Annotated in this window: 10 protein-coding genes and 3 pseudogenes; 10 read left to right on the top strand and 3 right to left on the bottom strand. The window is 40.8% G+C overall.

Going from position 1 to position 13,831, the window contains the following annotated elements:
• Positions 1-252 precede the first annotated feature (252 nt).
• The 3 genes and pseudogenes from AC0WRU_RS16800 to AC0WRU_RS16790 all read left to right on the top strand — a co-directional run.
• Positions 253-1,215: pseudogene (locus AC0WRU_RS16800) on the top strand (IS30 family transposase).
• 305 nt (positions 1,216-1,520) lie between these two features.
• Entirely contained in the window at positions 1,521-3,197 is a 1,677-nt protein-coding gene (locus AC0WRU_RS16795; protein ID WP_476125624.1) for a proline--tRNA ligase, read from the top strand.
• A gap of 163 nt (positions 3,198-3,360) precedes the next feature.
• A pseudogene (locus AC0WRU_RS16790) lies at positions 3,361-3,683 on the top strand (IS3 family transposase); the annotation flags it as partial.
• Positions 3,684-3,722: 39 nt separating this feature from the next.
• Here AC0WRU_RS16790 and AC0WRU_RS16785 read toward each other — a convergent pair.
• Positions 3,723-4,834 (bottom strand): IS3 family transposase gene (locus AC0WRU_RS16785; RefSeq protein ID WP_476125623.1). Its coding sequence is split into 2 segments (ribosomal slippage): positions 3,723-4,588 and positions 4,588-4,834, totalling 1,113 coding nucleotides; the frame shifts between segments, so codons are not numbered across the junction.
• Between the two features lie 219 nt (positions 4,835-5,053).
• On the opposite strand from AC0WRU_RS16785, the gene AC0WRU_RS16780 reads away from it, so the two are divergent.
• The 3 genes from AC0WRU_RS16780 to AC0WRU_RS16770 all read left to right on the top strand — a co-directional run bounded on the left by AC0WRU_RS16780 (position 5,054) and on the right by AC0WRU_RS16770 (position 8,519).
• Positions 5,054-5,389: a hypothetical protein gene (locus AC0WRU_RS16780; protein ID WP_476125622.1), complete on the top strand. Its 336-nt coding sequence runs from the start codon at positions 5,054-5,056 to the stop codon at positions 5,387-5,389.
• A 1,254-nt stretch (positions 5,390-6,643) separates the two neighbouring features.
• Positions 6,644-6,790 carry a hypothetical protein gene (locus AC0WRU_RS16775; RefSeq protein ID WP_155766947.1) on the top strand — a complete coding sequence of 49 codons (147 nt, stop codon included), beginning with the start codon at positions 6,644-6,646 and terminating at the stop codon, positions 6,788-6,790.
• Positions 6,791-6,857: 67 nt separating this feature from the next.
• Positions 6,858-8,519 carry a recombinase family protein gene (locus AC0WRU_RS16770; protein ID WP_476125621.1) on the top strand — a complete coding sequence of 554 codons (1,662 nt, stop codon included), beginning with the start codon at positions 6,858-6,860 and terminating at the stop codon, positions 8,517-8,519.
• Here the strand turns inward: AC0WRU_RS16770 and AC0WRU_RS16765 are convergent.
• Positions 8,496-8,699 (bottom strand): annotated as a pseudogene (locus AC0WRU_RS16765) (RNA polymerase subunit sigma-70); the annotation flags it as partial. The gene AC0WRU_RS16770 and the pseudogene AC0WRU_RS16765 sit on opposite strands and share 24 nt — an antisense overlap.
• A gap of 310 nt (positions 8,700-9,009) precedes the next feature.
• Between AC0WRU_RS16765 and AC0WRU_RS16760 the strand changes: the two are divergent.
• The gene (locus tag AC0WRU_RS16760) at positions 9,010-9,480 is read left to right on the top strand and encodes a 2-thiouracil desulfurase family protein (protein ID WP_476125620.1); all 471 of its coding nucleotides are present in this window, start codon (positions 9,010-9,012) and stop codon (positions 9,478-9,480) included.
• 243 nt (positions 9,481-9,723) lie between these two features.
• A complete protein-coding gene (locus tag AC0WRU_RS16755; protein WP_476125619.1) occupies positions 9,724-10,104 on the top strand; it encodes a winged helix-turn-helix transcriptional regulator in 381 nt (126 codons plus the stop codon).
• Between the two features lie 46 nt (positions 10,105-10,150).
• Here AC0WRU_RS16755 and AC0WRU_RS16750 read toward each other — a convergent pair whose 3' ends face one another.
• Entirely contained in the window at positions 10,151-11,221 is a 1,071-nt protein-coding gene (locus tag AC0WRU_RS16750; protein WP_476125618.1) for an SDR family oxidoreductase, read from the bottom strand.
• A 553-nt stretch (positions 11,222-11,774) separates the two neighbouring features.
• Here AC0WRU_RS16750 and AC0WRU_RS16745 point away from each other — a divergent pair.
• Together AC0WRU_RS16745 and AC0WRU_RS16740 are read left to right on the top strand one after the other, a co-directional pair.
• Positions 11,775-12,266: an AAA family ATPase gene (locus tag AC0WRU_RS16745; protein WP_476125617.1), complete on the top strand. Its 492-nt coding sequence runs from the start codon at positions 11,775-11,777 to the stop codon at positions 12,264-12,266.
• A 242-nt stretch (positions 12,267-12,508) separates the two neighbouring features.
• Positions 12,509-12,976 (top strand): GNAT family N-acetyltransferase, encoded by a 468-nt coding sequence (locus AC0WRU_RS16740; protein WP_476125616.1) that lies wholly within the window; start codon positions 12,509-12,511, stop codon positions 12,974-12,976.
• Positions 12,977-13,831: the final 855 nt, after the last annotated feature.

Raw genomic sequence — 13,831 nt, 5'->3', positions numbered from 1 at the left:
TGTCGTATCTCTCATATAATAGTCTATTGTATTTTGGATAACTGAATGGATACAAAGCTAGGCTATTGTTTCATTAAAAACTGCTCAAAGTACATTGGCGATATATAGCCTAACGTGCTGTTGGAGCGTTTTTGGTTGACAGATTGTAATATGAAGTACGACACTTACTGGAAATAATTAAACAAAGGGCCCATGGCCGGATTCGTGTAGAATGAAAGTTACTACGTCCCATTCACACAAGGAGAATCCACCATGAGCTACACTCATCTTAGCATAGTTGAACGTAGCAAGCTAGAAATCCTCCATCAGCAGGGAAAAAGTGCCAGAGCTATTGCTAGGAATTAGGCAGACACCATGCCACGATTAGCCGTGAACTCCGTCGAAGCGCTGCACAAGAGCCTTACCAGGCTGAACGATCTCAGGAAAGCTATGTCCAGCGGTCGCAAGGCCTCGGTTCCCATAGGGAAGTGGACAACACAGCTGGCGACAGTCATCGAAGAGAAGCTACAGGCCACCTGGTCTCCCGAGCAGATCGTGGAACGGTTGCGTCAGGAAGGACAGCGTGTGGTGTGCTTCAAAACCATGTATCGCTAGCTGTATACAGGCCTTTTGGTGAAAGGGGCTCTAACCGTACTTAGGCACAAAGGCAAGCGACAGAAACCAGCAGAAACCCGTGGCAAGTTTACCGTTGGCACACCCATTTCAAAGCGCCCCAAAGTAGTCCGTTCTCGGGAAACGTTTGGACATTGGGAATTGGATACCGTTGTCTCAGGCTGTGGAAAAAGTAAAGGCTGCGTAGCCACGTTTCTGGAACGCAAAGTGCGGTTGTTCACCGCGATTCCGATGCCAGGCCGTACCGCTTTGTCCATGGAGATCGCTTTTGGTGTAGCGGCTTCCCCAATACCCTTCGAAAGCATTCCAAATAGCTACGGCTCGCGTGACCGCGGCAAAGAGTTCGCCTGTTATGCGAACCTCGAAGCTATCCATGGTGCGCAGGTCTATTTCGCTGATCCGTTTTCCTCCTGGCAACGGGGCTCCAATGAAAACGCCAATGGCTTGCTGCGAGAGTTCTTCCCCAAGGGAACGGATTTCGCCCAAATTACGGATGAAGCCTTGGAGAAGGTCCTCCACCTGATCAATCACAGACCGCGAAAATGTTTGGGTTGGAAAACCGCTCACGAATCCTTTTCAGAGGAACTGTCGCACTTGGCTTGACAATCCGTCGGTTGTAAAAGAATTCGATATACAGGTACAAAGGGTGATATCCTTCCTGTGCGATTTATTCTATATTGCTGTAAAATGGTTATGATATAATACTTTTGTAATAGGTTTCAACAGCGAAAGTCAGTTTCATTTGTCATGTAAGCGTCCTTAATGCTGTTGTTCATAAGGGATATATAGCAGGAAATTAAGGAGCTTAGAGCCAGAGAGGACATAATATTCAAGCTTGAATTCCTTGTGAGATACTGGAAGAATGTCACTACTGGAATTTTAATTTATAACAAAAGGAGAACAGAATTATGCGACAAAAATTTTATTATACTCCAACTTTAAGAGGTGAGCCTTCTGAAGCGGAAGTGGCAAGTCATCAATTATTGCTGCGTGGAGGTTTTGTTAGGCAGCTTTCTTCTGGGGTGTACACCTTTTTACCTTTAGGATTAAAAGTTTTACACAGAGTTCAAAGGATTATTCGTGAAGAAATGAACTCTAGTGGAGCTCAAGAGATATTGATGCCTGCTCTACAACCAGCAGAACTATGGAGAGAAAGTGGCCGATGGAATGATTATGGTACTGAATTGATCCGTTTATCAGATCGGCATAATCGTGAATTTGTACTTGGTCCAACACATGAAGAGGTAGTTACTAAGTTAATTCAGGAAGTGAATTCATATAAAAAGCTTCCTATTAATTTATATCAAATTCAGACCAAATTTAGAGACGAAAAGCGCCCAAGGTATGGATTACTTCGAGGTCGTGAGTTCATCATGAAAGACTCGTATTCGTTTGATAGAGACCAGACAGGTTTAGAAAATAGTTATAAAAATATGTACGATACGTACCAGCGGATACTTACTCGTTGTGCTTTGAAGTTTAAAGCAGTGGAAGCCGATTCTGGAGCCATTGGAGGTAATGGATCACATGAATTTATGGTTTTAACGGAAATAGGGGAAGATACGATTGCTACGTGTAATAAATGTAGTTATGCTTCAAATGTCGAAAAAGCAGAATATGCTATAAATTCGTTGGAGAATATTTCATCGGAAAATAAAACAATTATAGATTCTATCCCGGATCAGTCTATTAAAAATATAATTAGGGTACAGGCTTTTATGACTGATGATGGTCCTATATTAGTTTTAGTGAGGGAAGGTTATGAAGTTAATGAATTTAAGGTAAAAGGTATTCTTAATTGTGATTTTAGAATGATGAGTAATGAAGAATTAATAAATTTATTGAATTTTTATCCAGTGTTTATTGATCAAAAAGATAAGAAGAATAACGTTAAGGTAATAGGAGACTTAACTACAGCGGGAATACCCTCTGATATTATAAGAATCAATTTAGATAATGCTTTTAATACTCGAATTAGTAAGGATATATATGTTGACGAATATCATGATTTGCGTAATGTAGTTGTAGGTGATGCTTGTCCACATTGCTCGAATGAGATGGATTTGATAAAAGGTATTGAGGTAGGCCATATATTTAAACTTGGGACAAAGTACAGTAATAAACTAGGAGCTACTTTCCTTAATGAACATGGCGTTGAAAATCCAATTGTAATGGGCTGTTATGGTATAGGTATATCACGTATAGTTGCAGCTATAGTAGAGCAACATCATGATGAACATGGCATCATATGGCCATTATCTGTTGCTCCATTTGATATACACATTATTCCGATTCAAGTTAATAATCAAATTCAGATGAATTTAGCAGATAAAATCTATACAAATTTAACAAAACTGGGTTTTGAGGTATTACTTGATGACCGTGATGAGAGAGCAGGAGTTAAGTTTAAAGATGCGGATTTACTCGGTCTACCTTTAAGAATTACTATCGGTAAACGAGCTGAAAATGGAATTGTTGAAATAAGAGAACGTCATAGTAATTTAACAGAAGAAATAGAAGTGGAACATTTAATAAACCTTGTACAGCAGCGATTTGTAACCACGGATGGATATCGTTATAGCTAAGAATAATGTAACGCCTCTTTGCTTTTGGTCTTTCTCTCTTGTCTCATATATGAGCGCTGGGTCGGAGGGGACTGACCCTATAACGTGAGACAAATTAAAACACCTTCAAGAGAATGCCCCCATGTCGTAAGATGTGAGGAGAAACTTTGGAGGTGTTTTTGCTATGGCAACAAGAGTAAGCTATCCACGGGAAGTGAAAATGAAAGCAATAAACATGAGATTAGAAGGTGTCTCGGTGCGAGAAGTCATGGAGCAGCTCAGCATACGAAATAAGACGCAATTAAAAACATGGATGCGGTGGTATCGCAGCGGTGAATTGTATCGCCTGGAACAACCTGTGGGCAAACAATATAGCTACGGAAAAGGACCCGAGTATGGCTCGGAGGTGGAGAATCTACGGGCTGAAAATCGTTTCCTTAAGCAACAAATCGAAGTGCTAAAAAAGTACAAGGAGTTGGAAAGGAGGTGTCACCTGAGATCGTAGTCGCTTGGATGGTGGATTGTCAACACTAAACTGAACAACTATTATGAGGGCACTTTCCTGGCTTCTACAGGTGTGAGGTACCCGAGTGTACCATGAATACGGTGATGGTTAAACCAGTAGACATAGTCGCGCAACTCGACATCAAGCTGCTCCTCTGATTGAAAATGAGTCTGGTTTGCGAACTCCGTTTTAAAGATTTTAAAGGTAGCTTCAGCTACAGCATTATCGTAAGGACAGCCTTTTGCGCTAAGCGAACGGGTGACACCAAATGTTTCTAAGGCCTGCGAGATCAGCTGGTTATCAAACTCCTTCCCTCGATTCGTATGAAACATCTGGATACAATCCAATCGGACAGAAAGGCTGGCAATCGCCTGATACACAAGCGATGCTGTCTTCCGTGGCCCGCTACTAAAACCAATCATCTCACGGTTAAAGAGATCTACAAATAAGCATACGTAGTGCCACTTCCCAGCCACTCGTACATACGTCAGATCGCTCACGACAACCGCGTAGGGCTCTTCTTGCTGGAACTGACGTTGCAGTCGATTCTGGGTTTCAGACTCGTTGGAACCGTTCTTGGAAGGCTTGTACTGAGCCACGGTATAATTGGAGACTAAACCCTGTTTTTTCATCATACGGCCGATTTTACGACGTGGAGTGTGAATGTCTTTTTTCTTTAACTCCACTTTGATTTCGCGTGTTCCGTAGTTATTTCGACTTGCTCTAAAGATGTCCACAACCGCGTTCTCCATCTTTTGTTCGTTTTCGTTAGCAGCTGGTTCAGGTCTGTAGTAATAGGTGCTGCGTGGTAGTTCCAGGACTTTACACAATGCTGATACCGAGTATTTGTGCGCGTTGTTGCGAATCACATTTACTTTCGTCCAATGATCAGCGCGGCTTGCTTTAAAATATCGTTCTCCATTCGTAGTTGTTGAATTTCTTTGCGTAAAGAAAGAAGTTCATGCTCCTCCGGCGTACGATTCGCCTTTTCTGTAAAAGAACCTGAATTTTGACTCTGCGCAATCCAACGATCCAGTGCAGACGCACTCAAGTCGTACTCGCGAACAATGTTCACCCTTGACTTTCCATTCTCATATAACTGCACCATCTGTTTCTTAAATTCTGCCGTAAATGTACGTCTTGGTTTTGGCATCGTAGATCCGCTCCTTCTTCTGATCTGCTTTTTCTACTAGCCCTTATATTTTCTGTCCAACCAAGTGTAGCCGATCCAAAACAGCCTAATCGTATTGTATATGACCGTCCAGTAAATAATGAAGTTGGATATGATAAAGCTATCAATGATTTGATGTTCTTCAAAGAAATATATGACAAGCAGTTTTTTGAACAAGTAGTCAGTGAAGAAAATGGATATATGAACTACATAAAAACGAGGCTCCAACAAGATACATATACAATATTAGATGATACATATGAAAAGGCTGATATTACAGATTACTTGGATACAATTGTAGGTAAACGGTTATACAAGGAAGAACAAGCAGAGTTAATTAAAAAATTGAATTTACGTGATGGAAGAGATAGGAGATTAAAGAGCTACAGGACAATTAATGAATATTTTAATGAAGATAATATGCCTTACAACATTAGAGGTAAAAATAGAGATCAAAGAAGAGTTTTAGAAAATGGAGATATCAATCCAAACTACAATAAAACTTTTTGGCAACTAGCAAAACATCAATGTTTATAAGTGTTTTTTGACTTTCTTTGCAGCATTTTTGTGGAAAAACCCTATAGTATATAATTACGCTAATTTAAAAAAGGCAGTATTTATAAGTGTTTTTAATCATCTTTGCAACATTTTTGTGGAAAGTGCTTACAAACGAAGAAGCTTTCTGATACATATAAAGGTAAGTTTCACAAATTGAGCCGCATAGGGTGAATTGCCGTAGGCAAGAGGGAAACGGCGGCAGGTCGATGAAACGTCTACGAAGCGTAGCGAAGTGTTTTGTCGAGATGGTGAGAGAGTTTCCCTTTCTTTAGGAGCAAACAGCAAGTTCAAAAGAAGCGTCACAAAAAATTGCAAGCAATTATTCCGTTCCGTCATCCAGTCACAAGTGACTGTCTGTAATTTGGATTTTCTTTATTGTTTATAGCTGCATAAGTAGCAAAAAGATGTGGAAGCTGATTTTGATTCCATTGCTTTGTTGTACATGAATATATAGGAAATAAGATGCTTCGTCTTTGTATGGGAGAAGCACAATAACTGTTATTCATAGATAATAGTACAGAGATTAGAGCGTTAAAATTAATTTTGGGATGCATCTTTACGTTTTCCCATGCAGCAGCATAGACTTACCATAGAAGCGGTTTGTAGATTAGATGTAATGAAGTAGCCGACTTCTTTCTATAATGAGGTGTTAATCATGGACGGTAAAAAATTTGTTCTTATGCTTTTATTTTTTTGCTTGTCGTGCATTATAGGACTAATTGCTAAATCTACGGATTCATCTGGTTACTATTCAATGGATAGCTTATAAAATCAACATTTTACATGGAGGCAGATAATTTGAGTAGACAGACAACTCTGCAAGACCTTATAAACGAATATGCTATTGTAGCAGTCAATTGAGTACAGATGGAATACATATAGAGCCAAAAAGATTCATTATGACAGCCATAATGGATGAAGATTATCCATATGAAGTTGTTAGGACGGTTTCTAGACAATTATTACTGCTCAGACGAGCTAGAAGTGATTTTAAAGCGTGTTTACGGTTAGGGAGTAGTTGGAGTAGGTAGCAAGTTGAGAAGGGTTAGAATTGAAATTAGAACGCTTGAATTATACATATAGCAACACATAGTAAGCACTTTGACAAAAATACATAGCTTAGAGGAACGTGATATTATACATCAGATTATTCAAGGATGTAGCCGTGACATAGGGACAATCTCATCGTTCATACACTATCCATGTGAGCTTAAAGACGGGTGGTGTATAACAATGAAGAAGAATGAATTCACCTTTGTCCCTGTTTTTAATCCAGTATCAGACCAATACATAAATAATGATAAACCATTGCAGAATGTCCTAGAAATTATACTTGAACAAATAAGTAATCAATCAACAAAAAGAGAAGACGATGTGTAACAGCATCGTTTTTTTCTTTATTTATATACAGTAATGAGCATAGGATTTATAATGAACACAAAACAAAGTGAGGTGTAGACAATTGAATGCTTACATAACGGCTATTTATCCAAGAGTATCTACAGGAATGCAAGCTTCGGAGGGTACAAGTTTGGAAGGTCAAGTGGAGATCTGTTTTAATAAGGCGCGTAAATTAGGAATTCAGGAAAATACTCTACATGTCTATCAAGAAGAAGGGTTTACAGGAGAGGACATTGATCGTCCTGCTCTTAACCGTTTGATGCAAGACATTAAGCTAGGTAAAATCAAATCGCTAATTGTGACGCATCCCGACAGGCTGACAAGAGATCTGACCGACAAACTCATTATTTGCCGCGAGCTTGAAAAACATGATGTAGAGCTTATTTTCGTAGATACAGAATATAAAAACACACCTGAAGGCCAGTTGTTTTTTAACATGATGTCGTCTATTGCTCAGTATGAGTTATCCCTAATTAAAAAGCGTACTGTGCGTGGTAGGCTCAGAGCAGTTGAAAAAGACAAAAAAATTATGCCAATGCGTGTAGCACCTTATGGATACGACCTTGTTGATGGTCAGCTTATAATCAATGAAGAGGAAGCTAAATTCGTTCAACTTATCTATCATTGGTATGTTCATGATTCCAAAACGATGAAGCAGATTGGTGAGAACTTATATTTGATGGGCGCTGTTCCTAAACGAGCAGAAAGTAAGCAGTGGAGTGCCAGTTCTATTGGTCGCGTCCTGACTTCAGAAATTTATATCGGTAAATATTACTATAACCGCAGATCAACGAAGAAGATTAAAGGTGAAAAAACAGCATCAGGTAAAGCTAAAAAGACTTACACTATAAGGAATAAGGAAGAATGGATAAGTGTAGATGTGCCTCCATTAATAGATTTGGGAACTTTTGAACTTGCCCAGAAAAAGAAGCGAACTAATTTTACACGTACAGGTCGGAATGTTAAGCACCATTATTTGTTAAGATCGTTAATCAAGTGTAGTCACTGTGGACGTGTGTGGGAAGCAACAAGCTATCCGGGTAAAGCTAAAAACGGTGAGAAGAAGAGTTATCCCATTTACAGATGTGCTAACAAATACCCCAAGAGGTATGGTGAAGGGGTAGAAAAGTGCGATATTCCGGTGATCCGAACTGAAATTCTTGATGAGTATATATGGGGAATAATTGTGAAAGTTCTGAACAATCCTGAACACCTAAAAAATGATCTTTCAAAAAAGGATAGCCATGCTACAGATGAACTCATGAATTTAAAAAATATCTTCGAAAAACAGGTAGAAGAGAAGGAAAAGGAAAGAGAGAAAATAAAGTTTATGTTTAGGAAAGGTGTTATTGAGGAGGATGAATTGGAAACTGATATGACCACTTTAAATAAAGAGGTAAAAAGAATTCAAGGAGAACTTGGACGACTTGAGGAAAAAATATCTTTATTGAATCGGCAGTCGATGTCTGAGGATGTCATTAAAGTGATGGTATCTAAATATCAGGAAGTATTAAACAATGAATTAGCACCAGAGATAAAAAGAAGGATTGTGGAAAATCTGATTGATGAAATTATAATCCGATATGACCATGAAAAGAAACAATTTAGCTTATCCTTCTATGGGTTCCTAAACAGAATGGTGGATGGATTTTCAAAAGATAATTACTTTGTTTATGGAACACAACCTGTTCACAATATGAGCCACTAGTCGGAGGTTGTGTTCAATTAGTGTGTTGCGGGATTGCGCGTTGCCTTCGGCAAACAGCTTCAGGTGTCGGGCTTCCTCTTTCTCAGTCAATGGCTGCGGAAAGGCGTTGTTTTTCACGTAAGAGACGAGTAGCGTCAATTCCTTGATGAACAGAGCGATAGCGCCAAATAGTCCGGGCACGGATGACACCTCCTGAGGTAGTTGCGAACTTACCGGTTTATGGTACCTTACCGGGCTTGTGATCTGTTTATTGTATGTGGGCAGGTGCCCATCCGTGCCTGTACTCCGAAAACTGCTCCGTAACAATTTATGGGAATAGAAAGTAAGGGCATCTTTATTTGGAATGATCATCGTAGGAGATGAAATAGTAGTGACTCGGCAAGGAACGGATGTACATGTTGAAAGGGTAACTTGCAAGACTCTATGAGAAAATTTGATTATACTTAAATGACTTAAGTTGTGAAAAGCAATGGACATGAGGTGGAAGCAGATGATTTTGGTAAGTTCGTGTTTGGCAGGGATGAAGGTCCGGTATAACGGGACGGATAGCTTGGACGTACATATTCAGAAGTTGGTAGAGGAAAAGAAGGCTGTAACCATCTGTCCTGAATTGTTGGGGGGCTTTATGACGCCGAGACCGCCTGCTGAAATTGTGGGCGGGACGGGGGAAGATGTACTGAACGGTACAGCCAAGGTGGTTGAGTCCTCGGGCAACGATGTCAGTGAGATGTACATTAAAGGTGCATACGAAGCTTTGAACATAGCTAAGGAGATTAACGCTACGCTTATTGTTTTAAAAGAAAACAGTCCATCCTGCGGATCAGCCGCCATCTATAACGGGTCATTTGAAAACCGGAAAATAGCGGGTAATGGCGTGACCTCGGCTTTGCTGAAAAAGGAAGGCTTCAAGGTGATATCGGAGGAACTAATATCGGAAATTTTCCTGCATGAGGATATGTAGTGGGTTCGGAGACATGAAAGTAGGATAAAATAGGTTTTGAACTCTCACAGTACTCATGAAAGAAAGACACATGGTGTCAGAAGAAAATAAAGTATTAGACTGCCGTGGCCTCATTAAGCTAACGGGCAGGTTAGCGTAACATTTTGGTTGTAGTTATAATGTTTAATAGGGACATTTAATGGCTCCAATTCATCAGGAGTTACCAATGACCTGTGTCGAAATATTCGAAAAGGGGCAAGTTGTGTGAAAAAGACTGAAAAAATTTACAACACTGCAGTTGAGGCAACTTTAGAGGTAATTGGTGGGAAATGGAAACCTGTTATTCTCTTTCATTTGACATTCGGTAAGAAACGTAATAATGAATTTAGGAGCTTGATTCCCGCAATTACTCAAAAGATGTTAACGCAGCACCTTCGGGAGCTTGAAGAAGAGGGCGTCATCTTACGTATTTCCTATAATCAGGTACCACCTAGAGTTGAGTATGAGTTGACAGACTACGGCTGGAGTCTAAAGGAACTCCTACATCTGATGTGTCGTTGGGGGGATTCGCATATAGAGAGAAAGTACGAGGGAAAGGCTACTGTTCTGGCTAATCCAATGCTTACAGACGTAAATAACAGTTAAGAAACCGACCCAATACAAGATCGGCTTTCTTATTTTATACGGTAGTTTACGGGATGACTTTACGCTTGCGGAAGTCGTTGAAGATGTTCATAAACATTGCTTCGGTATCGACGAATTCGTGAAAGCCTAAACGACGAGCCTTAGTTCCGTCGGCAAAAAAATCGTAATCCCATGCAAACACGAAATCGCCGAATAGCCAAGAGGATACGTCTTTATAGGAATTCCGAGCAAGCCCATGCTTCTCAACCATTTTGTTCCAAAGCTGCTCCTTGTCCTCCATGACAACGTCCAGAGACATCTGCAACGGAGGCGCTGTTTCCATACCAAAGTATTGAGCGATCTTCGGCCATAACTCATTCCAACGGAACAGATCGCCGTTCGTAATGTTGAATGCCTGATTCGCACAGCGCTCGTCGGTCGCCGCCCATACTGTTGCCTTTGCGAGAAGCCCAGCGTCTGTCATCTCCAAGAGGCTGTTGTAAGCTCCCGACTTACCTGGAAACCGCAAAGGTATTCCAAGTTCCTTCGAAATTGAAGCGTAAATCGCTATGACCATTGCGAGGTTCATCGGATTTCCAAGCGAGAAGCCGCAGACTACAGAAGGACGGAGTGCAGACCAAGTCCAAGCCTTACCTTTTTGCCGTTGTTCTAAGAAATCTTGCTGATCAATATTGAACTCAGGAGGCATGTGGTTAGCGTCTGTCTCACGAGCAGGAGTTTTGAACGGGCCGAGATGTGCGCCGTATACCTTATATCCCTGCATCAGACTGACATGTTTCAAGCCCGACGCGATTGGTTCGATCACTTCTACGATGTTCACTAACATGGCGAGGTTCGGTGGAACAAGTTCAGCCCAAGTTTGACGGTCTTGGTAAGCAGCATAAAAAATGTGTGTTACCCCAGTTAAATCGCTTAATTTCTCGTGAAGATCGTCTGTATTGAGTAGATCCGCAGCCACATATCGAACATGGTTGCTAGATTCTCCACCGCGACGCGATACGCCGATCACGTCCCAATCAGGAAGAGAGATGAGGTGATCAATGAGGTTGCGACCGATAACACCATTCGCACCTACGACCAAGGCGACTTTGCGTGTTGTTGTAGATTCATTATTCATAGTGTTTCAGCTCCTTCTGTACTATTCTTTGTATAACATTATTTTGCATCAACTAACCATACATAGGAAGTACGCACTTTAAAGTGACATAAGCACTTTAAAGTAATCGAGGTATATTCAGACGAAAAGAAGTCAGTCAACTCTCTCTTTGCTTTCTTAATCATTATGGTAGATGGGTATACTCGGCTCTAGCTTTCAAAGGTAGTTTAAGTTAACGGGAGACGATAGTTCAAATAATATATAAGACTACCGGCATGATTCGGCAGTATATTCAGCTAACGGGCGGGTTAGTTAGTTTCAATATGTTGTAGTGCTGGTGTATAGCTACATCTATTGATTTTCTTAACTTAGGAGGTTATCAAAAATGCCTTATCCGATGGTCCATTTTGCGATAGCTTTTTTATTAAACTAACGGGCAGAATAGTTATAGCAGTTTTCTACCCTTGTTTTCGGTTGGGAAATGTTATAATTGCAATATCGACATAGTATCTCTGGGATATAAAGGAATTGAAGTATATTTAGATGAGACGAGGTTATAACAATCGAAAGCAAAGTGCCTTTATTTATCGTAACAGGTGCAAGTGGGTCTGGGAAGACATATGTCATCAAGGAACTGCGGAGGATGATGCCTAATTTTGATATTTTTGACCCTGATAATCTTGTTGAATTTATTGGGCACGATTGGGAGAAAATGCGAAATATTTGGCTACGAGTTGCGCTAAATATCGCTCAAAGTGGACGCATGACTATAATATGCGGAACAATGATGCCTTGGGATATTGAAAAATGTGCAGACTTTCCTTTTTTTAAGCATGTATATTATCTAAACCTACATTGTGATGAAGAAACTCGCGAAAAACGTCTACGTGAAAGAAATTGGCCAGAGGAAGAGATTCAAAACCACATAAACTTTGCAAAACGATTGCTTGAAATTGCTGATGAGGTCTATAACCCACCTATGCCTACTATTGATACAACAGATACTGATGTAACCGAAGTTGCCTCTCAGATAAAAGAGTGGGTTCACCAATATGCTTTCAAGTAACGGGAAACTTTAGTTAAATAAACCAAAGGGCAGCTTGCGATCTGGCAGCTGCTCTATTTTCTATTTAGCTAAAGGGCAGCATAGTTGTACAGTGATATGGTGAACAGCATCACAAGTAACGGTAAAGTATAACTATAACGATACAAAACAGGACTACTTTTCTAAAAATTATTGTAGTATACTTTTACACTAATAAAAATGAAAATACTATCATGGATTTTCCGTAAAAAGGAGACGCAGCCATGAATGAAAAAAAACCTTTATATTCGTCTAACCTCGTCATTAGAAACGCATTCGACGACGACGTCAATACGCTGCGAGACGTCTTTCGCCGTGCATCGCTGACAAACGGGGGCGTCCAGGAACTGATCGCCATTCATCCTGAGTGGCTCCTGTGGGACGAAGCGATGATGCCGTTCACGCGTGTCGCTGTTGTTGATGGGCGGGTCGTCGGCTTTGCTTCGGTACGTCCTGTCGACGACTTTCTCGAACTCGAGGATCTGTTCACTGATCCTGACTGGATGCGCCAAGGCGTCGCGAGTGCTCTGATCGAAGACATTGGGCGGCGCGGCATGCGTGTAGAGGTGACAGCCAACCCGCACGCGATAGGATTTTACGAATCCGTTGGCTTCGTCGCCAACGGATTCGCCAACACACAAGGTGGGCCAGCGCCGCGGATGCACCTCGATGTCACGCGTGCTAGACCTTGAACTCATTAGAGATTTAGAACTAAGTCAAATCAGATATCAAGAAGCACTTTTATAATCGCTCCCCATTACGCTAACGGGAAACGTTAGTTCAATGGAACAGCGACAGTCTAGGACTTTATTTTCTCGTCCCAGGCTTCCGCTTTTTTATAGTTGGGGCCAGTCTAATACTTATTTCACGAGATTTGACGTTTTTTATAATTTGAAAAGCCGCTGGGACTAGCATATTCAGTCTAATACTTTATTCTCTTCTGACATTTCTCACGACGATAATTAGTTGGGGCCATCGGGTAAACTCCTTTAGGGAGTATGTCCGTTTGAAATCCATCCGTCGTTATCCCTCCATCTCTCCGACGCGTCACATTGTCATCCATCCGTCATTCGACGCAAAGACACGCGGTTCCTGCCGTGAACCCGTTATCAATTTTGATTAATTTGTCTTCTGTTATTAGCACAAGAATTTTTCATCCTCTTAGCATGTGATAGAGCATGAGGGGAGGTGAATCCAATTGGCTAATACACGTCGTTCAGTAGTAAAGAAAATAACGCAATATAACTCTCCTAGACACAGATGTCACGGTAGATGTCGCAAAGCTTGCTGGTATCATGATCACTGGGATCTTTGCGAGGAATGCAGAAGACGCGATAACGGAAACAATAACAGCTCGCGCAAAAGTAGTGGTAAAAGCAGCGTTGTGAAGAAAGTGAAAAAAGCTTGCAAATGTGGAAAACGATAAATAATCAAAAACACCTGTTAGCGCTTAAAAGCCTTCTCTGTTAATACAAGAGAGGGCTTTTAAGGCTATAAAACCACGCTATAAGCTGTGCCTTTTTTTCTTGGATTTTAGCTAACCGCTG

It is taken from the genome of Paenibacillus sp. 1-8 (assembly GCF_056316205.1).
The sequence above is the reverse complement of the archived record's forward strand: the minus strand, read 5'-3'. Positions and strand labels throughout refer to the sequence as shown.